Genomic DNA, 20,013 nt, shown 5'->3' on the forward strand with positions numbered 1-20,013 from the left:
GAGCTGACTCTTCAGAGCGGGGGATCTAGTGGCAACGGGCACGACGGTATTCAGCAGGGTCACGGTGGTCGCACCGACGACACGCATCGACGTCGCGCTTCCGGCCGACGTGGCGGTGGCCGACCTGCTGCCCATGCTTCTGGAGATGGCCAAGGAGGTCACTCCGGACGGCGGGGCCCGGCACGGCGGATGGGCGCTGGCCAAGCTCGGCGACGCCCCGCTCGACCCGAGCCGGACGCTCGCGTCCCTCGGCGTGGTCGACGGCGAGCTGCTGCAGCTGCGCAAGCGCAACGAGAACCCGCCGCCGCCGATGTACGACGACGTGGTCGACGCGATCGCGGAGTCCGATCCGGACACCTTCCGTCCATGGACCAAGGAAACCGCGCGCCGGTTCGGCCACGCGGCGGGCGGGCTCGCCCTGTTCTTCTCCGCGCTGGCCCTGTTCTTCAGCGGTTCCCTCTACGGCGGTTCCGCGCTCGGCCCGGCGATCGCGGGCGGCCTCGGCGCCATCGCCTGCGTCGCGGTCGGCGCCACGCTCGCCAAGGCCTACCAGGCCGAGGCCACCGGCGTGCTGATCGCCTCCGCGGGCGGCCTTCCGCTGGCGTTCGTGAGCGGGTTCTACATCGTGCCCGGACTGTCGGTGCGGGCGAACCTGCTGCTCGGCGCGGTGCTGGTGCTGATCGTCTCCGCGGTCTGCATCCTCGTGGTCGGCGCGGGCATCCGGGTGTTCATCGCCACCGCCACCGCGGGCGTGTTCGGCGCGCTCGCCTTCCTCGTCGCGACGCTCGTGACGAGCGCCGACACCTCGTCGGTCGCGGCGGGCACGGTCGCCGTCGCGCTGGGCTGCATCTCCTTCCTGCCGCGCGCCACCATCTGGCTCGCCAAGCTGCCGCTGCCGTACGTGCCGAGCACCGCCGAGGAGCTGAAGGAAGACTCCGGCTTCCCGGACTACCAGGCGATCGAGCAGCGCACCGCGGTCGCGCACGACTACATGACCGGCCTGATGATCGGCTGCGGGGCCACGACGGCCGTCGCGGCGGTCCTCGCGGCCACCGCGCCGAACGTCTTCGGCATCATTCTCGGCGTCGTCGCCACGCTGGTCCTGCTGCTGCGCGCCCGTGCCTACGCCAACGGCGCGCAGGCCATCGCGCTGCTCACCACCGGCATGGTCGCCGGGGCGGGCATCCTGCTCGGCTGGCTGTTCTTCTCCGCCACCGCGGAGCAGCGGCTGCTGTACGTCTTCGGCGCGCTGATCCTGATCGCCGCGGCCGCTCTCGTGGTCGGCGTGATCTTCCCGGACCAGCGCTTCTCGCCGCCGCTGCGGCGCACCGTGGAAATCATCGAGGCGATCTGCATCGCCGTGGTGCTGCCGCTCGCCCTCGGCGTGATGGACCTCTACTCGACGCTGCGCCACCTCAACCTCAAGTGAGCCGCGCGATGGGCTCCCGACGTACTTTCTCCCGCAGGCTCGGCGTTCCCGGCCGGGCCGGGGTGGCGTTGTTCGCCGCCGGGCTCGGGCTGATGTCGCCGTTCGCCGCCGCTCCGGCGTCGGCGCAGACGGCGGACGCGCCCGCGGGCACCTGGGCCACCCCGCCGCCGCTGGGTCCCGGCGACGCGCCGCCCGCCGACAGCGGCCACCCGGACACCACGTACAAGAAGAAAAACGAATGCGTCCAGCGCAGTCTCGGACAGGACGTCAAGATCAACTTCCGCCCGTGGGGCCAGGACTACCTGCAGCTGGACCGGGCGCAGCAGATCGTCCGCGCGGCGACCGGATCCGTCGGCGGCAACCAGAAGGTCGCGGTGATCGACACCGGCGTCACGCCGCATCCGTGGTTCCAGGACCGGGTGGAGAGCGGCGGGGACTACGTCGCCACGCCGGACAACGGCGCGCAGCCGGGAATGCAGGACTGTGACGGCCACGGCACCGAGGTCGCCGGGATCATCGCGGGCAACCCGAAGGATCCGCAGGTCGGCTTCATCGGCGTGGCCCCGGACGCGCGCATCGTGTCCTACCGCCAGCTGAGCGAGAACTACGCCAAGGACGACAGCCCGCAGCAGCCATCGGCTCCCCCGTCCGGCGGGACCGGCGCACCGCCGTCGGGCGGTGAGAGCCAGCAGCCCCCGGCTGGCGGCAGCAGCAACAGCCAGTTGCCCCCGTCCTCGGGCGGCGGCACCGGCAGCGGCAGCGGCACCGCGCCCCAGCAGGACAACAAGGGCGACAGCCGGGATCTGGCGAAGCAAGGCACCGCGGGCACGCTGAACACGCTCGCGCAGATCATCCGCGGCATCGCCGACACTCACCGCGCCGGCGTGATCAACATGTCGGTCGACCACTGCCGTCCGGGCACCGCGCCCGGCGACATCCAGGAGGGCGAGCGCAAGGTACAGGCCGCGGTGCGTTACGCGGCCGACAACGACATCGTGGTCGTCGCGGCCGCGGGCAACGTCTCGGAAAACTGCCCGCAGAACGACCAGGCCGACCCGAACAAGCCGAAGTCGATCGTCACCCCGCCGTGGTTCTCCGACGACGTGCTCTCCGTCGGGGCCATCCAGGAGGACGGCGGCGTCGCGCCGTTCAGCGTGCACGGCCCGTGGGTCGGCGTCGCCGCGCCGGGCACCAAGATCGTGTCGCTCGACCCGGCGGAGCATTCGAACGGACTCGCGAACCTCACCATCGCGAACGGCAACCCGTCGCCGATCCAGGGCACCAGCTTCGCCGCGCCGTACGTGGCGGGCGTCGCCGCGCTGGTCCGCTCGATGTTCCCGCACATGAAGGCGCGCGACGTGGTGAAGCGGCTCAAGGCGACCGCGCAGCACCCGGCCGCTCCTGGCGGGCGCGACAACTTCGTCGGCTACGGCGTGATCGACCCGGTGGCCGCGCTCACCGCGAACCTGCCGGGCGACACCGGCAACCTGTCGCTGCCGAAGCCGGTGGTGCAGGAGGCCAAGCTGCCGCCTGCCGACGGCATCAGCTCGACCCCGATGATCGTCGCGCTCGCCGGCACCGGCGGCGGGGTGGCGGCGCTGCTGATCACGCTGTTCGTGATGCACACGATCCGGCGGAACCGCGCCAGATCGTCGCCCCCGACGAAATAGGCGCCCCCTGCACCTCGGTGCTCGGCCTGTCAGCTCAAGTCGCTGACCTTGCACCGGTGCCAGAAAAGGGGCCGCTTCCCGCGATCGCAGCGGGGAGCGGCCCTTTTTTGCGGACCGGGTTCCAGGCCCGCAAAAGGCCGCTCACCGCTGATGTCGCGGCGGCGGCCTCCCAGGTCACTTTCCGGGTTTCGGCGGCTTCCCGTCCTTCTCCGGCCGCCGCGCGGGCGGGTCCTGGCCGATCACCGGCGGCGTCACCTGCGCGGGCTCGCCGAAGATCTCGGACGTCTTCGCCGCCGTGCGCTGCCGCGGCTTGTGCTGCGAACTGCCGCCGCCACCGCCTCCGCCGCCCATTCCGGCGAAGCCCATCATCGGCATCATCGACGTGCCCGAGCCCTGGTTCGCCGCCGCGGGCTGCGCGGCCGGGGCGACCGGCTCAACGGGCGGGACGCCCGCCTGGCCTTGCTCCAGCCGCGGGTCGGCACCGGTTTCCTTGCCCTGATGGGAATTCTCCGCGGCGGACGGGCTCACCGAATCGTCCGAAGAGGACGCCGAAGAGGCCACAGTGGACTCCCCGGCAGCGGCCGGACCGGTTCCCGCGGGTGCGTCGGCGTCGTGCAGCCGGAACTGCTGCGCCGGATAGTGGTGCCGCAGTTCGATGCTCGACGGGCTCCCGGCCGGTGCGTCCACTCCGGAGCACAACCGGCCGAACTCGCGCAGGACGTCCTCCGCGGCCTCGTGCAAGGACTTCAGCGACTGCTCGGTCTCCCGCATCTGCGACCGCGCCCGGGAGGCGCCGCCCTTGGGCAGCATCGCCGATTCGGACAGCAGATCAGCCGCGTCGACCAGCACCTCCTCCGCCGCGCCGGTGATCTTGCGCAGCGATTCGGTGAGCTGGTCGATCGAGTCGGCGAGCGCGTCGAGCGCGTCCTCCGCGCCTTCGCTCGCGGCGCGGATTTCACCCAGATAGGCGACAAACGCGTCCGCGTCGGGACCGGACCACGACGCGTCGATCCGGCCGAGGTCCTCCGCGAGGTCCGTGGACACCCTCGCCGCCGTGCGGGCCGCGGCGCGCAGGCTCTCGGCCTCCGCGTCCAGCTCCTCCCAACGGCCGGTGAGCGGCCGGTAGTAGGCGGCGACCGGATCGGTCACGCCCAGCTCGCGGGCGAGCTCGGCCACATACGCCAAAGACGGCTCCGTCACGAGATCCTCCCGGCGCGCTCGATCCGCTCGGCCGCGTCGGCGTCCCGCTCGGCGTGGCCGGTGGTGAGCTGCTCCAGCGCCGCGGTGACCGACCGCAGTGCGGCCACCCCGGCGGTGAGCTGGCCGCGCAACGCCTGCGAGGCCTGTGCGTACGACTCCGGCACGCCCAGCCGCGCGGCCGCCTCGCCGTACGCTTCGGCGGTGGTCGCTCCCGCGCCCACCTCGCCCGCGGCGGCCTCCAGTTCGTCGGCCGCCCGCGCGACTTTCGCCGCGTAGCCGCCGACGACCGCGCCGTCGATCCGCACGGCGCTTGTTCCCGGACTGCTTCCCGGCGCTGCCACGTTCAACCCTCCGCTCACCCGGCTATGTCCGAGTGTGACGGACGGAACCCGCCGTCAGTTCCCGGCAGGTTGCTGCTGTCCGGCCGCCTGCTGCTTGTACGAGCCCGCGTTCGGATCGATCGGCACCGAGTCGAACTGCTTCATGACGTTCTGCACGTTCAGCGACGCACCGGTCGGCAGGAGCCCGATGATCGACTCCGGTGCGGGCAGCCGGTTGTTCAGCCCCAGTTCCTCCGCGGTCGCCGCGTCCGGGACGCCGTAGCGGATGCCGCGGTCGGAGATCAGCTGGATCGGGCCCTTGCCGAAGGTCTTTTCGGATTCGGTGGCCGACTGCACCACCGCGCCGTACCCGGTCGGCATGTAGAAACCGGTGATCGGCACGCCGTTCGGGCCGGTGTTGCTGACGCTGATGATCTTCGAAGTGCCGTCGGCGTTCTTCTCGACCGGAATCTGCTTGTTGACGTAGACCGAGGTGTGCGCCTGGGTGTGGTCGGCGCTGAGCGTCCACCCGAGGCACGCCACCGGGGTGGGAACGGCGTCGAGGACGGTCGGGACGACCTTCGGATAGGTGTCGACGTCCACGTAGTCAGGGTCGCCGTTCTGCAGCACCTTGACGTTGTTGATCTTGTCGAGAGTCAGGGTCGGCGTAATGGCCGAACCGCCGCTCTTGGCCGTGCGCACGATGTCCGCGACGGCGGGCGACACCTTCTGGATGCCGCTCTTGGCGATGAGCCAGAACTCCAGCGCGCCGCCGGAGGGCTGGGTCGAGAAGACGCTGCCGACGGTCAGGCCGTCGAAGTTGTTCGACGGCGCCGTGTTCTCGCCGGCCACCAGCGGCGGCACCAGCTTGGTGACCTCGGGGATCGCGTTGAGCAGGGCCTGCGACACCTTGCGCGACTTCGTCGGCAGATGCAGCGCGGCCCGCACCGGGTCGCTGCTGCCGGACGGCACCTCGGCGCGCACGGTGTTCGCGTTCGGGTGGCTCTGCGTCGCGGGCAGCCGGTAGATGAGATACGTCTTGCCGTTGCCCGTGTCGCCGAGCAGCGCCTGGTTCTCCTGCAGCTCGGTGCCGAGCTTGTCGATGCCGGCGATCACGTCCGTGTTGGTCTTGTTGACCGAGTCCTGCTGCGGCAGCGACGGGTCGAGCACGACCTCGTCGCACACCGCCCAATTGGGCGCAGTCCGCTGGTCCATCGACGGGAGCAGCTGCGGGCCGTCCGGGATGCCGGTGAGCTTCTCGCGCGGCATGTTCTTCAACTGTTCATCCGAGACGACAGTCGGGTTCTTCGCCTCGGCCGCCTGCTGCTGGCCGCCTTGGCCGCCCTGCTGTCCCTGTCCGCCCTGCTGCTTCTGCGCCATGAGGATCAGCCGCGCCGACGCGAGGTTGAACGTCGGGATCAGCCGCGCCGGATTCCCCGTGACGACATACACAGTGCCGGACTGCTCGCCGATCACGATGTTGTCCGACGACGGCACCGACGGCGCGGGGCTCAACAGGCCCCACAGCACGAAGACGACGGCGCCCAGCACACCGAGGATCACGCCGACCGCGGTCGCGCGCCCGTGGGAGCGCATCGGGTCGTGCAACATCACCGCGTCGCGGCGGACCAGCGCGGACTGCATCCGGCGCAGGACGAACTTGTATGCCTGAACCTGAGACTTAGTCGTGGGTGTTGATGGCATTCTCGACCTACAGTCCTCCCCGTCGCGGTACGGTTCCGCAGGATAGCCGTACGGGGACCGTCTGGTGTGGGGTTTCTACCAACTCCGGTTAGGGTCAGGCATCCCGGGACCGGCTTTCCGGGTACGCAGCACTCACGAGGGGAAGAGAACGCGCGGATGTCCGTCAGCACGCCTCCACGTCCGCCTGGTCCGCAGGGGCCGCCGCCGCCTCCCGGGGGACGCCCCCCGGGCCCGCCGCAGCGGCCCGGAAGAACCGGCGGCCCCGGCGCGGCTCCCGGCGGACCCGGCATGCCCCCTCGCACTCCCGCTCCCGGCGGCCCGGGCGGTCCCGGCGGACCTGGTGGTCCCGGACGCCCCGGCGGACCGGTCACCCCCGGGCCCGGCGTTCCCAAGCCCGGCGGCCCGGGTGCTCCCGGGGTTCCCGGCGCTCCCGGTCCCGGTGGGCCCAAGCCCGGTGGTCCGGGCGGTCCCGGCGGTCCCGGCGGGCCCAAGCCTCCTCCCGGCGGTCCCAAGCCCGGCGGGCCTGGCGGTCCGGGCGGCCCCACCGGCCCGAGGACGGGACGTCCTGGCGGCGGCGGACCTAACGGTCCGCGCCCTGGTGGTCCCGGCGGCAACGGTCCAGGCGGACCCGGTGGACCTGGTGGTCCAGGCGGACCCGGTGGACCTGGTGGACCCGGCGGCGGCGGGCCTGGCGGCCCCGGTGGCCCCGGTGGTCCCGGCGGCCCTGGCGGTCCGAACAGCGGCGGCGGCCCGGAAAACAGCGAACCCGCACCGACCGGCGGCGCCGCCGCGACCGCGCTCCGGATGGCCCCGCCCTCGCGGCGGCGCTCCGGCGGCATCTCGCTCGGCCCGCTGCCCGTGGTCAACCTGGTCGTGCTGGAAGTCGGCGTCGCGATCGGACTCGTGCTGCTGGCGATCAACATGCAGCTCAAGTACGTCGCGATCGGTGTCGCGGCGGTCGGCCTGATCTTCGCCTTCCTGCGGGTGGGCGGGCGCTGGTTCACCCAGTGGCTCGCGCTGACGCTGCGGTACCGGTTCCGCTCGCACGGTCGCGTGGCGACCCCTCCGCCGCCGACCAGCATCGAGGAACTCGCCGAGGAAAGCGCGGTCACCGGCCCGGAGGACGCGCGCGTCAGTCTCTTGCGGCTGGCCGTGCCGGACCTCGTGGTGGCGCACGCCGTCGACCACGAACGGCAGGAGGTCGGCATCGCCTGGAACGACGGGACGTGGACCGCGGTCCTGCTCGTCGAGCCGATGCCGGCGATGATCTCCCAGGCGGGCGGCGCTCCCAGCCTTCCGCTGTCCGCGCTCGCGCCGTGCCTGGAAGACCGCGGCGTGCTGCTGGACTCCATCCAGATGATCTGGCACAGCTACCCGGGTTCGGCCGCGATGCCCGCGGACGCCCCGGCGCTCAGCTCGTATCTCGAGGTGCTCGGCCCGCTGCCCGCGGCCGCCCGGCGGACCACGTGGATCGCGGTCCGGCTCGACCCTCGGCGCTGCCCGGAGGCGATCCGGGAACGCGGCGGCGGCGTCGTCGGCGCGCACCGCGCGATGATCGGTGCGCTGTCGCGGGTGCGCAACGCACTGGAGTCCCAGGGCGTGCCGACCCGGCCGTTGGACCCGGACGAGCTGCTGCGCGCCAGCATCTCGGCGGCCGAGCTCACCGCGGTCGCCGGTTCGAACGAGAAGGTCAGCCTGCAAGAGAGCTGGACCGGCGTCACCGCGGCAGGCATCGGGCACTCCAGCTACGCGATCACCGGCTGGCCCAAGGGCAAGATCAGCGGCAGCCTCAACGGGCTGACCAGCGTGCGCGCGCTTTCCGCGACGGTCGCCATGGCGATCTCGCCGTCGGCGGACGAGGGCCGCATCGGCCTGCGCGGCGTGGTGCGGCTGAGCGCCCGCAACCCGCGCGAGCTGGACGCCGCCGACCAGCGGCTGCAGAGCATCGCGGAGCGGCTGGACGTCGACCTGACCCCGATGAAGGGCATGCAGATCTCGGCGTTCTCCGCGACGCTGCCGATCGGAGGGACCGCATGAGCGCCGCTCGCAAGCGAATCATCGTTATTCATGCCGTCGTCTCCCGGGCGACCAGCGTGAAACTCCTTAAGGAGGCGGCGGCATGAGCACGCGAGTTCGTGACGCTGGCCAGAACAACGGCGTCGCCCCGGAGTTCACGGTCGACCCGGCCATGCTCGACGCGATCAGCCCGTCCGGCGACCGCGGCGGCGTCGTCCTCGGTTCCGGCCTCAAGGGCGAACCGCTGACCGTCTCCGCATTGCGCTCGCAGCCGACCCGCATCGTGCTCGTCGGCGGTCTCTACCTGGCCCGCCAGGTCGCGATGCGCGCCATGGCGACGGGCGCGTGGGTGGTTGTGGCCACTGGACGTCCCGCGGCGTGGCAGGTGCTGCAACAGGCCGCCGGAAGCCGCGACGGACGCCCGTCGCCGCTGGTGCAGATCCGTCGGCTCTCGCCGGTCGAACTGCCGCGCCCGTCCGAGGACGCCCCGCTGCTCGTCGTGACCGACGGCGGACCGACCCCGCAGGACCTCTTTCCGCCCCGGTCGCCCTGGCAGACCACGGTGTACGTGCTGCCCTACCTGCACCCGCAGGCGGGCACGACGGCGAACGCCGCGGACCTCGTCCTGATGCAGCGACTGCCCGCCGGACAGGCCGAATTGGCGGCCCGGATCTGGCGGCTGCCGCCGCAGATGATGCGCCAGCTGACCACGCTGAAGGACGACCAGGTCGTCGCGCTGGGCACGAATCTGTGGCGTCCGCTGCGGCTGGTCACGACGCAGAAGGAACAGCAACTGCTCGGGCCGGTTCGCCGAGGCGACTGACTTTCGACAGCGAAAAGTCCGTGAGGGCCTCCTTCAGGGAATCTGATTCCCTCAACGAGGCCCTCACGGCTTTCCGGCTACAGCTCGGTCGACGACCGCACATTCCGAGTCTGCTCCGCCCGCGCGGCCAGCAGCTCGTCCGGCGGGTAATCCACCGCCGTCAGCGTCAAGCCGTGCGCCGGGGCGACCGCGCTCTCCCGCGAGCCGCTCGCCAGGACCTCACCGGGCCAGCCGGTTCCACGGCGCCCGTCCCCTACCAGCAGCAAGACCCCGACCAGGCTGCGGACCATCGAATGGCAGAACGCGTCCGCGCTCACCTGGACTTCCAGCAGATGCTCGTCGATCCGAGTCCACTCCAGACGCTGCAGCTCGCGGATCGTCGTGCCGCCTTCGCGCTGTTTGCAGTACGCGGCGAAATCCTGCAGCCCCAGCAGTTCCGCGGCGGCGGCGTTCATCCGCTCTGTCGACAGTGGACGGCCCCAGGCCAGAGTGTCGTTGCGGCGCAACGGGTCGACACCCCACGGAGCATCGGAGACCCGGTAGCGGTAGTGGCGGCGGATGGCCGAGAACCGGGCATCGAAACCCTCGGGGGCCACACTCGCCTGCAAAACCCGCGCATCGGCGGGCAAAAGTTTGTTCCAGCGCCCGCGCATGCGCGTCAGGTCCGGGATCCCCCGTTCGTCCACCGGAATCCGGCCCGGCGCACCGGGCGCGAACGGGACGACGTCGACGTGCACGACCTGGCCCGTCGCGTGCACCCCGGCATCCGTGCGGCCCGCGACGACCACGGATTTCGGCACCGACTCCCCCGGTGGCTGACGCTGCAGCGCCTGCTCCAGTTCGGCCTGCACGGTGCGCCGGCCGGGCTGACGCGCCCAGCCGGAGAAGTCCGTGCCGTCGTAGCTCACGTCCAAGCGCAGACGAACGAGCCCGCCCTCCCCGTGGGGAGCGGCGGGCTCGTCCGATGTAGACAGTGCCGGCAGGACTCAGTCCTTCTTGGCGTCGGCGTCGCTCTCGGAGGCAGCGGCCTCGTCAGCGGCCGGAGCCTCTTCGGCAGCCGGGGCCTCTTCGGTCGCGGCAGGAGCCTCCGCGGCTTCCTCGGCGACCGGAGCGGCGGCGACCTCGTCCTTGGCGAACTTGGTCTTGCGGGCCCGCTCGGCCTCCGACGTCACGGTCTTCTCCGCGACCAGTTCGATGACGGCCATGGCGGCGTTGTCGCCCTTGCGCGGCATCGTCTTGGTGATGCGGGTGTACCCGCCGGCGCGCTCCGCGAAGTGCGGGCCGATCTCGGCGAACAGCTTGTGCACGACGTCCTTGTCCCGGACGACCTTCTGCACCAGGCGACGGTTGTGCAGGTCGCCCCGCTTCGCCTTGGTGATCAGCTTCTCAGCCAGCGGGCGGACCCGCTTGGCCTTGGCCTCGGTCGTCGTGATCTTGCCGTGCTCGAACAGCTGAGTGGCCAGGTTGGCCAGGATCAGCCGCTCGTGCGCGGCAGACCCGCCGAGCCGGGCTCCCTTGGTAGGGGTGGGCATGACTTTCTCCTAGTTCAGCTCACAGCGTCCGGGCACGAGGCCTCAGAGCTGCTCGGTCTCTGCGTAGTCCTGGCCATCGTCGTGGCCGTCGTCCGAAATCCCGCCGCCGATGCCGGCGACCCCTTCCGACCAGCCCTCGCCGTCGTAGCTGGTGGCAGCCGCGGACGGGTCGAACCCGGGCGGGCTGTCCTTCAGCGCGAGGCCGAGGCCGACGAGCTTCAGCTTGACCTCGTCGATCGACTTGGCGCCGAAGTTGCGGATGTCGAGAAGGTCCGCCTCGCTGCGCGAGACCAGCTCGCCAACGGTGTGGATGCCTTCGCGCTTCAGGCAGTTGTACGACCGGACGGTGAGGTCCAGGTCCTCGATCGGCATCGCGTAGGCGGCGATGGTGTCCGCCTCCTGCGGCGACGGGCCGATCTCGATGCCCTCGGCGTCGACGTTCAGCTCGCGAGCGAGACCGAACAGCTCCACCAGCGTCTTGCCCGCCGAGGCCACCGCGTCGCGCGCGGTGATCGACGGCTTGGTCTCGACGTCCAGGATCAGCTTGTCGAAGTCGGTGCGCTGCTCGACACGGGTGGCCTCGACCTTGTAGGTCACCTTCAGCACCGGCGAGTAGATCGAGTCGACCGGGATCCGGCCGATCTCCGCGCCCGCCTGCTTGTTCTGCAGGGCCGGAACGTAACCGCGGCCGCGCTCGACGACGAGCTCGATCTCGAGCTTGCCCTTGCCGTTCAGCGACGCGATGTGCAGATCCGGGTTGTGCACGGTGACGCCCGCGGGCGGCACGATGTCGGCAGCCGTGACCTCACCCGGGCCCTGCTTGCGCAGGTACATGGTGACCGGCTCGTCCTCTTCCGAGGACACGACCAGTTCCTTCAGGTTCAGGATGATGTCGGTGACGTCTTCCTTCACCCCGGGAACGGTGGTGAATTCGTGCAGCACGCCGTCGATGCGGATGCTCGTCACGGCCGCGCCCGGGATGGACGACAGCAGCGTGCGCCGCAGCGAGTTGCCGAGCGTGTAGCCGAAGCCGGGCTCCAGCGGTTCGATGGTGAACCGGGAGCGGGTCTCGTTGACCGTCTCTTCGCCGAGAGCCGGCCGCTGGGAAATCAGCATTCCTTAATTCCTTTCCAGACGACGCCCGCCATATGACGTCGAAGGGATGGCGTGGCGGCGGCGCACTGGACGCCGCCGCCCCGTAACCAGTCGCAGAGACCGGTTACTTCGAGTAGAGCTCGACGATCAGCTGTTCCTGAACCGGAACGTCGATCTGCGCGCGCTCCGGGAGCTGGTGGACCAGCACGCGGAGGTTCGACGGCACGACCTGCAGCCAGGCCGGGACCGGGCGCTCGCCGAAGGCTTCCTTCGCCGCCACGAACGGCAGCATGCCCATCGACTTCGGCCGCACGTCGATGATGTCCCACTTGGTGACCTGGTAGGACGGGACGTTGACCTTGACGCCGTTGACCAGGAAGTGGCCGTGGCTCACCAGCTGCCGCGCCTGACGGCGGGTGCGGGCGATGCCGGCGCGGTAGATCACGTTGTCCAGGCGGGACTCAAGGATCTGCAGCAGGTTCTCACCGGTCTTGCCAGGACGCCGCACGGCTTCCTTGTAGTACCGGACGAACTGGCGCTCGAGAACGCCGTAGGTGTAGCGAGCCTTCTGCTTCTCCTGCGACTGCAGGAGGTACTCGGACTCCTTGATGCGCCCGCGGCCGTGCTGGCCCGGCGGGTAGGGGCGACGTTCGAACGCCTGGTCGCCGCCGATGAGGTCAACCTTGAGGCGACGCGAAATACGCGTCGCGGGGCCGGTGTAACGAGCCATTTCTTAGTACTCCTCCCCGTTCCTCAGACCCGGCGCCGCTTGGGCGGGCGGCAGCCGTTGTGAGGCTGCGGGGTCACGTCCTGGATGGTGCCGACCTCGAGGCCGGCCGCCTGCAGCGAGCGGATCGCCGTCTCGCGGCCCGAACCCGGGCCCTTCACGAAAACGTCGACCTTCTTCATGCCGTGCTCGGCCGCCTTGCGGGCGGCGTTCTCGGCGGCCATCTGCGCGGCGAACGGGGTCGACTTGCGCGAGCCCTTGAAGCCCACGTGGCCACTGGAGGCCCACGCGATCACGGCACCGGTCGGGTCCGTGATGGAGACGATGGTGTTGTTGAAGGTGCTCTTGATGTGCGCGTGACCGTGCGCGACATTCTTCTTTTCCTTGCGGCGGACCTTCTTGGCCCCCGCAGTGCGGGACTTGGGTGGCATTGTCTGAGGGTTCTCCTGTTAACGCGCGTTCTCTTGGTGAGCGGCGACCGCTTCCTGCTGCCCGCGCCGGATGATGGATCCGGCGTCGGTGTAGAGGTTCCGCAGCGCCATCGGGCGGGCGTAGAGCGCCTTGGGCGAGACACAAGCCGTGGAGCGCCGGACGGAACCGCCCATGCGAACGACCTTCTTGCCCTGGGTGCTCACTTCTTGCCAGCCTTCTTCTTGCCGGCGACCGTCTTCTTCGGGCCCTTGCGGGTGCGGGCGTTGGTCTTGGTGCGCTGCCCGCGCACCGGAAGACCGCGACGCCAGCGCAGACCCTGGTAGGTCCCGATCTCGATCTTGCGCCGGATGTCGGCGTTCACCTCACGGCGAAGGTCACCCTCGACCTTGAAGTTTTCGTCGATGTAGTCCTTCAGCTTGACGAGATCCTCGTCGCTGAGGTCCTTGACGCGGGTGTCGGCGTTCAGCTCGGCAGCAGCGATCATCTGCTTCGAGCGGGTACGGCCGATCCCGTAGATGTAAGTCAGCGCGATCTCCAACCGCTTCTCGCGGGGGAGGTCGACGCCAGCGAGTCGTGCCACTGGTGCTCCTTCTTCGGGTTCGTCTTCAGGTCTGCTCCCCGTCCGGTTCCGGAACCGACTCGCCTGTCGTGCCCGCGGCTTGCGCCGCGGGTGTCCCGGCCCCGGCCTGAAGTCCGGGGGTGCACCGGACCGCTTTCGCGGCCCGGCAGGTACGGGGAGGGTGGGTTAGCCGTCAAGCGGCCTGCTGCAGTGCGGTTCTCAGCCCTGACGCTGCTTGTGACGCAGGTTCTCGCAGATCACCATGATCCGGCCGTGACGGCGGATCACCTTGCACTTGTCGCAGATCTTCTTGACGCTCGGCTGGACCTTCACGTCTTCCTGCTTCCTGCTCTGCTCGGCTCTGGCGTGATCACTTGTAGCGGTAGACGATGCGACCACGGGAGAGGTCGTAGGGCGACAGCTCCACGACGACCCTGTCTTCGGGCAGGATGCGGATGTAGTGCTGCCGCATCTTGCCGCTGATGTGTGCCAGGACCTTGTGGCCGTTCTCCAACTCGACGCGGAACATCGCGTTGGGGAGCGGCTCGACCACGCGGCCTTCGACCTCGATGGCCCCGTCTTTCTTAGCCATGTCCTCCGCAATCCCTGATGCACGCTTGATGTGCACAGCGTGATCGGTTTTGAGCTCGAGTCCTTGCTTACTGGGTGGTGCTCGGCCACACTCGGCCCCGGGTCCATGAGGTTCGCGAGAATTCACGAGCATGCTGGAACCGGCGCATGAGCGCGCCGACTTGACAGTGTACGCAACCCGTGCAGTACCCCGTCGACCGGGGTGTAAGTAGACCCGTGTGAGTGGCCGCTCAGGCCTCTTCGGGCAGGGTGAGCACCCAGGGACCGTCCTCGGTGATGGCGACGGTGTGCTCCCAGTGCGCGGCGCGCGAACCGTCGATGGTGACGACCGTCCAGCCGTCTTCCAGTTCGAGGGTTTCGCCGCTGCCGCCGGTCAGCATGGGCTCGACCGCGAGCGCCATGCCGGGCTTGAGCCGGGGGCCCTTGCCGGGTTTGCCGACGTTCGGCAGGAACGGCTCCATGTGCATCTGCCTGCCGATGCCGTGGCCGCCGTATTCGAGGATCTCGCCGTACTCGCGGCCGTCGTCCTCGCCGGCTTGGCGGGCGGCGGTCTGCACGGCGAACGAGATGTCGGTGAGCCGGGAGCCCGCGCGAACGGCCTCGATGCCCGCCCACATGGCGCGTTTGGTCGCCTCGGACAGCTGCCGGTCCTTTTCGCTGACCTCGCCGATTTCCAGCGTCACCGCAGAGTCGCCGTGCCAGCCGTCGAGGATCGCGCCGCAGTCGACCGAGATCAGGTCGCCCTCGGCGAGCACCTGCTTGCTCGACGGGATGCCGTGCACGATCTGCTCGTTCACCGACGCGCAGATCGACGCCGGGAACCCGTGGTAGCCCTTGAACGAGGGCACCGCGCCGGCGTCGCGGATGGTCTGCTCGGCCAGTTGGTCGAGCTCGGCCGTGCTGACCCCGGCCCGCGCGAGTTCGCGCACGGCGGCCAGGGTGCGGGCGACGACGAGTCCGGCCGCCCGCATGGCCTCCAGCTCGCCGCGGGTCTTGACCTCGATCATGCGCCCGCGGCGGAGCACTTGCAGAACACGCAATCCTCCGAGGTTCACGTGCGGTCGCGCAGCGCTTTCAGCACGCGGTCCGAGATCTCCTGCACCTCGCCGACGCCGTCGACCTTCACCAGGATGTCGGCGTAGTACTCCAGCAGCGGCGCGGTCTCCGACACGTACACCTGCTGGCGGCGGCGGATGACGTCCTCGGTGTCGTCCGAGCGGCCGCGCGACATGAGCCGGCCGACGACGACGTCCTCGGCCACGTCGAGCTGGATGACCGCGTCGAGCTTGGTGTCGGCCTCGCTCAGCATCTCGCCGAGGACCTCGGCCTGCTTGGTGTTGCGCGGGAACCCGTCGAGCAGGAAGCCTGCCTTCGCGTCCGGTTCGGCCAGCCGCTCGCGGACCATTTCGTTGGTCACCGAGTCCGGCACCAGTTCGCCCGAGTCCAGGTACCGCTTGGCCTCCTGGCCGAGCGGGGTCTCCTGGCCGACGTGCGCCCGGAAGAGGTCGCCCGTCGAGATGTGCGGGATCCGCAGCTGCTCGGACAGGGCAACCGCCTGCGTGCCTTTGCCCGCGCCGGGCGGTCCGACGAGAACCAGTCGCGTCACTTCAAGAACCCTTCGTAGTTGCGCTGCATCAGCTGGCTTTCGATCTGTTTCACGGTGTCGAGCCCGACGCCGACCATGATCAGCACAGCCGTGCCACCGAACGGGAAGTTCTGGTTGTTCCCGCTGCCGGTGAGGGACAGGAAGAAGTTCGGGAGGATCGCGATGATGCCCAGGTACAGCGAGCCGGGGAGGGTGATCCGGCCCAGCACGAAGCTGAGGTACTCGGCGGTGGGACGGCCGGGCCGGATGCCCGGGATGAAGCCGCCGAACTTCTTCATCTCTTCCGCACGCTCGTCCACGTTGAACGTGATCGTGATGTAGAAGTAGGTGAAGAAGATGATCAACAGGAAGTAGAGCAGGATGTGCACCCAGCTGCTCTGGTTGACCAGGTAGTTCTGAATGAACGACTGCCAGCCCGCGTTGCTGTTCGGGTCGCCGATCAGCTGGCTGAGCAGCTGCGGCAGGTACAGCAGCGACGAGGCGAAGATGACCGGGATGACACCGGCCTGGTTCACCTTGATCGGCAGGTAAGTCGAGGTGCCGCCGTACATCCGGCGGCCGACCATGCGCTTGGCGTACTGCACCGGGATCCGGCGCTGGCCCTGCTCGACGAAGATGACGCTCGCGATGATCACCAGACCGAACGCGAGGACCACGACCAGCGCGATGCCGCCGCCGTTGCTGATGATGTTGGCGCCCTCGGCCGGGATGCGGGCCGCGATGTTCAGGAAGATCAGGACGGACATGCCGTTGCCGACACCGCGCTCGGTGATGAGCTCGCCCAGCCACATCATCACCGCGGTGCCCGCGGTCATGGTGACCACGATCAGCGTCAGCGAGTAGATGCTGTTGTCCGGGATGATCGGCTGCGAGCAGCCCTGGAACAGGGTGCCGCGGTCGGCCAGCGCGACCACGCCGGTGGCCTGGAGGATCGCCAGCGCGATCGTGAGGTACCGGGTGTACTGGGTCAGCTTGTTCTGGCCGGACTGGCCTTCCTTCTTCAGCTCCTCGAACCGAGGGATGACCACGGTGAGCAGCTGGATGATGATGCTCGCGGTGATGTAGGGCATGATGCCCGTCGCGAACAGCGACAGCTGCAGCAGCGCACCGCCGCTGAAGAGGTTGAGCAGCTGGTACACGCCCTGCTGGTCGGCCTGTGCGGTACAGGCCTGCACGGCGGCGAACGAGACCCCCGGAGCCGGGATGGTTGCACCGATCCGGTAGACCGCGACGATGGCTAGCGTGAACAGGATCTTCTTGCGTAGATCCGGCGTCGCGAGAGCCGAGCGGAATGCGCTGAGCACGCGGGGGACCTCCTCGGCGTCGTCGGTCGTCCCAACCGACGATCGGCTTGGCCGGTACGAGACCGGCGGGATGTCTGACTCACTGGCAAGCCAGGAACGCTTCAGGGCAAACAGGCCCGGAAGCGTGCCGCCGACTCTAACAGCTTCGCATGGGCCGCCCGCAGCGCGTGTGCGTTTTACGTCTCAGTGCGCGGCACTCCGGCAGCACTGAGCCGCAGGTAGGGCCGGTCGGAGCACAGATGATCACCTGTTCGGCCCGCACCGTTAGGCGGGATTCCGCGCAGCAGCACGGAAAACCAGCAACCTTGGCAAGTCGTAAGGGACCCTCATGGACCCTGATTCCCTCCAGGGTTCCCCACAGGACCCGCCCAGTCGCACCACACCCGACACCGCCCCAATGTGGCGTTGGGTGCATCCCACGCACCCAATGTGGCATTCGGTGCATCTGACGCACCCAATGCCACATTGGGGCGCAAGCCCCACCACCTACGACACCGCAGCCGACACACCCAACCAGCGAGGCACCCAGCCCCTCCCCCAACCCCGATACAAAGCCGCCCTGCGGTTCGGGGGTGCTTGTCAAGGCATCTTTCCCGCCTTGACAAGCACCCCCGAACCGTCAGCACAATCGGCTAACGGGGTGCCCCACGCAACCACCGCGGCAATGTCGCCGCCAGGCGACGAGCCGAAAACAAAGCGGGCCCGCCCGGAAAACCGGACGGGCCCGCTCTAAAACGCAGCCAGATCAGCTAACGGTGGCCGAACCACCAGCAGCCTCGATCTTCTCCTTGGCGGAGCCGGAGAAAGCGTGCGCGGTCAGTTCGAGCTTGACCCCGTTCAGGTCCCCGTTGCCGAGAACCTTCACCAGCTTGCCCTTGCGAACAAGCCCGTTGGCGGCCAGCTCCTCCGGACCGACCTTGCCACCATCGGCGAACACGCGGGCGATGTCGCCCACGTTCACCGGCTGGTACTCGGTGCGGAACCGGTTCTTGAACCCACGCAGCTTCGGCAGCCGCATGTGGATGGGCATCTGCCCACCCTCGAACCCGGCGGGCACGTTCTTCCGGGCCTTGGTGCCCTTCGTGCCGCGGCCCGCCGTCTTGCCCTTCGAGCCCTCACCACGGCCGACGCGGATCTTGTCGCGCTTGGCGCCAGGAGCCGGACGAAGGTGGTGGATCTTGATGGCGGTCATGCCTGGACCTCCTCGACCTCCACCAGGTGGCGGACGGTGTGGATCAGGCCGCGCACCTGGGGGGTGTCCTCACGCACGACGCTCTGGCGGATCTTGCGCAGCCCGAGGGTGCGCAGCGACTCGCGGTGAGCGTGCTTCGTGCCGATCTTGCTCTTGACCTGAGTGACCTTGAGCTGAGCCATGTCAGACCCCCTGGCCGGCACGCTGACGCAGCATCCGGGCCGGGGCGACGTCCTCGAGCGGCAGACCGCGGCGAGCGGCCACCTCCTCCGGACGCTGCAGCCCCTTCAGGGCCGCCACGGTCGCGTGCACGATGTTGATGGCGTTGTCGGAGCCGAGCGACTTCGACAGCACGTCGTGGACGCCCGCGCACTCCAGCACCGCGCGCACCGGACCGCCGGCGATGACGCCGGTACCAGCGGAGGCGGGACGGAGCAGCACGACACCGGCGGCTTCCTCACCCTGGATCGGGTGCGGAATGGTGCCGGCGACGCGCGGAACGCGGAAGAAGTTCTTCTTCGCTTCCTCGACGCCCTTGGCGATGGCCGCGGGAACTTCCTTGGCCTTGCCGTAGCCGACGCCGACCTGACCGTCGCCGTCGCCGACGACCACCAGAGCGGTGAAGCTGAAGCGACGACCGCCCTTGACGACCTTGGCGACGCGGTTGATCGTCACGACCTTCTCAAGGTGCGGGGTCTTGTCCTGGGCCGCCCCGCCACGGCCGCCGTCGCGCCGGTCGCGACGGTCCCGACGGTCACCGCGGTCGTTGCCGCCCTGACCCGGTCCGCCCTGGCCGCCGCCGAATTGCCGTGTACGTCCCGGCATCAGGCTTTCCTTCCATTCACGAGCATGTGCATCAGAACTTCAACCCCGCCTCGCGGGCGGCGTCGGCGAGCGCGGCGATGCGGCCGTGGTAGGCGTTGCCGCCACGGTCGAACACCACGGCCTCGATGCCGGCGTCCTTGGCGCGCGAAGCGACCAGTTCGCCGACCTTCGCCGCCTTGGCCTTCTTGTCGCCCTCGAAGGACCGCAGGTCCGACTCGAGGGTGGACGCCGACGCCAGCGTGTGACCGGCGAGGTCGTCGATCACCTGCACGGTGATGTGCCGCGAGGACCGCTTGACGACCATGCGCGGACGCACCGGCGTGCCGCTGATCTTCTTGCGGAGACGGAAGTGCCGACGGGTCTTGGCGACGCGGCGGCGGGTCGAGATGTCCTTGCCGACCGGCTTGCGCTTCGTGGTAGTCGTGTCGCTCATCACTTACCCGTCTTTCCGACCTTGCGGCGGATCTTCTCACCCTCGTAGCGCAGGCCCTTGCCCTTGTACGGGTCCGGGCGGCGCAGCTTGCGGATGACCGCGGCGGTCTGGCCGACCTTCTGCTTGTCGATGCCGGACACCGAGAACCGGGTCGGCGACTCCACCTTGAAGGTGATGCCTTCCGGAGCCTCGATCTTGACCGGGTGGCTGTAGCCGAGGGCGAACTCGAGGTCCGAGCCCTTGGCCTGCACGCGGTAACCGACGCCGTGGATTTCGAGCTTCTTCTCGTAACCGGCGGTGACGCCGACCACGAGGTTGTTGACCAGCGTGCGGGTGAGACCGTGCAGAGCCCGGCTCGTGCGCTCGTCGTCCGGGCGCTTCACCAGGAGCGCGCCGTCCTCGCCGCGCTCGACGATGATCGGCTCGGCGACAGTGTGCTCCAGGGTGCCCTTCGGCCCCTTGACCTTGACGTTCTGGCCGTCGATGGTCACCTCGACCCCGGAGGGGACGGCGACCGGCAGCTTTCCGATGCGTGACATGTCTGTGCCCCCTTCC

At 69.5% G+C, this 20,013-nt stretch carries 24 protein-coding genes; 4 read left to right on the forward strand and 20 right to left on the reverse strand.

Annotated elements, in window-relative coordinates; all coding sequences use genetic code 11:
• Positions 1-28: 28 nt before the first annotated feature.
• Positions 29-1,429: a type VII secretion integral membrane protein EccD gene (gene eccD / locus H4281_RS32320; RefSeq protein ID WP_182894642.1), complete on the forward strand. Its 1,401-nt coding sequence runs from the start codon at positions 29-31 to the stop codon at positions 1,427-1,429.
• 8 nt (positions 1,430-1,437) lie between these two features.
• The gene (locus H4281_RS32325; RefSeq protein ID WP_182894643.1) at positions 1,438-3,099 is read left to right on the forward strand and encodes a S8 family serine peptidase; all 1,662 of its coding nucleotides are present in this window, start codon (positions 1,438-1,440) and stop codon (positions 3,097-3,099) included.
• A gap of 174 nt (positions 3,100-3,273) precedes the next feature.
• Here H4281_RS32325 and H4281_RS32330 read toward each other — a convergent pair whose 3' ends face one another.
• From H4281_RS32330 to eccB, 3 genes are all read right to left on the reverse strand, one after another.
• Positions 3,274-4,299: a WXG100 family type VII secretion target gene (locus H4281_RS32330; protein WP_182894644.1), complete on the reverse strand. Its 1,026-nt coding sequence runs from the start codon at positions 4,297-4,299 to the stop codon at positions 3,274-3,276.
• Entirely contained in the window at positions 4,296-4,604 is a 309-nt protein-coding gene (locus H4281_RS32335) for a hypothetical protein (protein WP_182894645.1), read from the reverse strand. The genes H4281_RS32330 and H4281_RS32335 overlap by 4 nt, the downstream gene beginning before the upstream one ends.
• A 90-nt stretch (positions 4,605-4,694) precedes the next feature.
• Complete coding sequence (gene eccB / locus H4281_RS32340) at positions 4,695-6,323, reverse strand: type VII secretion protein EccB (RefSeq protein ID WP_182894646.1); 1,629 nt, start codon at positions 6,321-6,323, stop codon at positions 4,695-4,697.
• A gap of 804 nt (positions 6,324-7,127) precedes the next feature.
• Between eccB and eccE the strand changes: the two genes are divergently transcribed.
• Positions 7,128-8,360, forward strand: a complete 1,233-nt coding sequence (gene eccE / locus H4281_RS32345) for a type VII secretion protein EccE (protein WP_182894647.1) — start codon at positions 7,128-7,130, stop codon at positions 8,358-8,360.
• An 82-nt stretch (positions 8,361-8,442) separates the two neighbouring features.
• A complete protein-coding gene (locus H4281_RS32350) occupies positions 8,443-9,162 on the forward strand; it encodes a hypothetical protein (protein WP_182894648.1) in 720 nt (239 codons plus the stop codon).
• 77 nt (positions 9,163-9,239) lie between these two features.
• On the opposite strand, the gene truA is transcribed toward H4281_RS32350, so the two are convergent.
• The 17 genes from truA to rplF form a co-directional block, all read right to left on the reverse strand.
• Positions 9,240-10,076 carry a tRNA pseudouridine(38-40) synthase TruA gene (gene truA, locus H4281_RS32355; RefSeq protein WP_220508103.1) on the reverse strand — a complete coding sequence of 279 codons (837 nt, stop codon included), beginning with the start codon at positions 10,074-10,076 and terminating at the stop codon, positions 9,240-9,242.
• Positions 10,077-10,148: 72 nt separating this feature from the next.
• A complete protein-coding gene (gene rplQ / locus H4281_RS32360; protein WP_182894649.1) occupies positions 10,149-10,694 on the reverse strand; it encodes a 50S ribosomal protein L17 in 546 nt (181 codons plus the stop codon).
• Positions 10,695-10,736: 42 nt separating this feature from the next.
• Positions 10,737-11,810: a DNA-directed RNA polymerase subunit alpha gene (locus H4281_RS32365; RefSeq protein ID WP_009072342.1), complete on the reverse strand. Its 1,074-nt coding sequence runs from the start codon at positions 11,808-11,810 to the stop codon at positions 10,737-10,739.
• Positions 11,811-11,913: 103 nt separating this feature from the next.
• Positions 11,914-12,519, reverse strand: coding sequence for a 30S ribosomal protein S4 (gene rpsD, locus H4281_RS32370; RefSeq protein ID WP_009072341.1), 606 nt, complete (start codon positions 12,517-12,519; stop codon positions 11,914-11,916).
• A 23-nt stretch (positions 12,520-12,542) separates the two neighbouring features.
• Positions 12,543-12,947 carry a 30S ribosomal protein S11 gene (rpsK, locus tag H4281_RS32375; RefSeq protein WP_009072340.1) on the reverse strand — a complete coding sequence of 135 codons (405 nt, stop codon included), beginning with the start codon at positions 12,945-12,947 and terminating at the stop codon, positions 12,543-12,545.
• Positions 12,948-12,965: 18 nt separating this feature from the next.
• The gene (locus H4281_RS32380; RefSeq protein ID WP_009072338.1) at positions 12,966-13,151 is read right to left on the reverse strand and encodes a hypothetical protein; all 186 of its coding nucleotides are present in this window, start codon (positions 13,149-13,151) and stop codon (positions 12,966-12,968) included.
• The gene (gene rpsM, locus H4281_RS32385) at positions 13,148-13,528 is read right to left on the reverse strand and encodes a 30S ribosomal protein S13 (RefSeq protein ID WP_009072337.1); all 381 of its coding nucleotides are present in this window, start codon (positions 13,526-13,528) and stop codon (positions 13,148-13,150) included. Before rpsM ends, H4281_RS32380 begins: the two co-directional genes overlap by 4 nt.
• Before the next feature lie 198 nt (positions 13,529-13,726).
• Positions 13,727-13,840 (reverse strand): 50S ribosomal protein L36, encoded by a 114-nt coding sequence (rpmJ, locus tag H4281_RS32390; protein WP_004558882.1) that lies wholly within the window; start codon positions 13,838-13,840, stop codon positions 13,727-13,729.
• Positions 13,841-13,877: 37 nt separating this feature from the next.
• Complete coding sequence (gene infA / locus H4281_RS32395; RefSeq protein ID WP_004558881.1) at positions 13,878-14,099, reverse strand: translation initiation factor IF-1; 222 nt, start codon at positions 14,097-14,099, stop codon at positions 13,878-13,880.
• A 229-nt stretch (positions 14,100-14,328) separates the two neighbouring features.
• A complete protein-coding gene (gene map, locus H4281_RS32400) occupies positions 14,329-15,105 on the reverse strand; it encodes a type I methionyl aminopeptidase (protein WP_182894693.1) in 777 nt (258 codons plus the stop codon).
• Between the two features lie 44 nt (positions 15,106-15,149).
• On the reverse strand, positions 15,150-15,704 hold the full coding sequence (locus H4281_RS32405) for an adenylate kinase (RefSeq protein WP_182894650.1): 555 nt from the start codon (positions 15,702-15,704) through the stop codon (positions 15,150-15,152).
• Positions 15,701-17,008: a preprotein translocase subunit SecY gene (gene secY, locus H4281_RS32410; protein WP_182894651.1), complete on the reverse strand. Its 1,308-nt coding sequence runs from the start codon at positions 17,006-17,008 to the stop codon at positions 15,701-15,703. Before secY ends, H4281_RS32405 begins: the two co-directional genes overlap by 4 nt.
• 745 nt (positions 17,009-17,753) lie before the next feature.
• A complete protein-coding gene (rplO, locus tag H4281_RS32415; RefSeq protein ID WP_009072329.1) occupies positions 17,754-18,200 on the reverse strand; it encodes a 50S ribosomal protein L15 in 447 nt (148 codons plus the stop codon).
• The gene (gene rpmD, locus H4281_RS32420) at positions 18,197-18,382 is read right to left on the reverse strand and encodes a 50S ribosomal protein L30 (RefSeq protein ID WP_004558875.1); all 186 of its coding nucleotides are present in this window, start codon (positions 18,380-18,382) and stop codon (positions 18,197-18,199) included. The genes rplO and rpmD overlap by 4 nt, the downstream gene beginning before the upstream one ends.
• Position 18,383: 1 nt before the next feature.
• Entirely contained in the window at positions 18,384-19,025 is a 642-nt protein-coding gene (gene rpsE / locus H4281_RS32425; RefSeq protein ID WP_009072328.1) for a 30S ribosomal protein S5, read from the reverse strand.
• Between the two features lie 31 nt (positions 19,026-19,056).
• On the reverse strand, positions 19,057-19,458 hold the full coding sequence (gene rplR / locus H4281_RS32430) for a 50S ribosomal protein L18 (protein ID WP_037816260.1): 402 nt from the start codon (positions 19,456-19,458) through the stop codon (positions 19,057-19,059).
• On the reverse strand, positions 19,458-19,997 hold the full coding sequence (gene rplF, locus H4281_RS32435; protein WP_182894652.1) for a 50S ribosomal protein L6: 540 nt from the start codon (positions 19,995-19,997) through the stop codon (positions 19,458-19,460). Before rplF ends, rplR begins: the two co-directional genes overlap by 1 nt.
• Positions 19,998-20,013: the final 16 nt, after the last annotated feature.

Origin of the sequence: Amycolatopsis dendrobii, assembly GCF_014145675.1 — a bacterium.
Taxonomy (GTDB): Bacteria; Actinomycetota; Actinomycetes; order Mycobacteriales; family Pseudonocardiaceae; genus Amycolatopsis; species Amycolatopsis dendrobii.

Bases quoted from the DNA above. Each gene is read 5' to 3' on its own strand.
- H4281_RS32325 (WP_182894643.1), top strand. From the start codon at position 1,438: ATGGGCTCCCGACGTACTTTCTCCCGCAGGCTCGGCGTTCCCGGCCGG.
- eccB (WP_182894646.1), bottom strand. From the start codon at position 6,323: ATGCCATCAACACCCACGACTAAGTCTCAGGTTCAGGCATACAAGTTC.
- eccE (WP_182894647.1), top strand. From the start codon at position 7,128: ATGGCCCCGCCCTCGCGGCGGCGCTCCGGCGGCATCTCGCTCGGCCCG.
- H4281_RS32350 (WP_182894648.1), top strand. From the start codon at position 8,443: ATGAGCACGCGAGTTCGTGACGCTGGCCAGAACAACGGCGTCGCCCCG.
- rplQ (WP_182894649.1), bottom strand. From the start codon at position 10,694: ATGCCCACCCCTACCAAGGGAGCCCGGCTCGGCGGGTCTGCCGCGCAC.
- H4281_RS32365 (WP_009072342.1), bottom strand. From the start codon at position 11,810: ATGCTGATTTCCCAGCGGCCGGCTCTCGGCGAAGAGACGGTCAACGAG.
- rpsD (WP_009072341.1), bottom strand. From the start codon at position 12,519: ATGGCTCGTTACACCGGCCCCGCGACGCGTATTTCGCGTCGCCTCAAG.
- rpsK (WP_009072340.1), bottom strand. From the start codon at position 12,947: ATGCCACCCAAGTCCCGCACTGCGGGGGCCAAGAAGGTCCGCCGCAAG.
- infA (WP_004558881.1), bottom strand. From the start codon at position 14,099: ATGGCTAAGAAAGACGGGGCCATCGAGGTCGAAGGCCGCGTGGTCGAG.
- map (WP_182894693.1), bottom strand. From the start codon at position 15,105: ATGATCGAGGTCAAGACCCGCGGCGAGCTGGAGGCCATGCGGGCGGCC.
- rplO (WP_009072329.1), bottom strand. From the start codon at position 18,200: ATGACCGCCATCAAGATCCACCACCTTCGTCCGGCTCCTGGCGCCAAG.
- rpmD (WP_004558875.1), bottom strand. From the start codon at position 18,382: ATGGCTCAGCTCAAGGTCACTCAGGTCAAGAGCAAGATCGGCACGAAG.
- rpsE (WP_009072328.1), bottom strand. From the start codon at position 19,025: ATGCCGGGACGTACACGGCAATTCGGCGGCGGCCAGGGCGGACCGGGT.
- rplR (WP_037816260.1), bottom strand. From the start codon at position 19,458: ATGAGCGACACGACTACCACGAAGCGCAAGCCGGTCGGCAAGGACATC.
- rplF (WP_182894652.1), bottom strand. From the start codon at position 19,997: ATGTCACGCATCGGAAAGCTGCCGGTCGCCGTCCCCTCCGGGGTCGAG.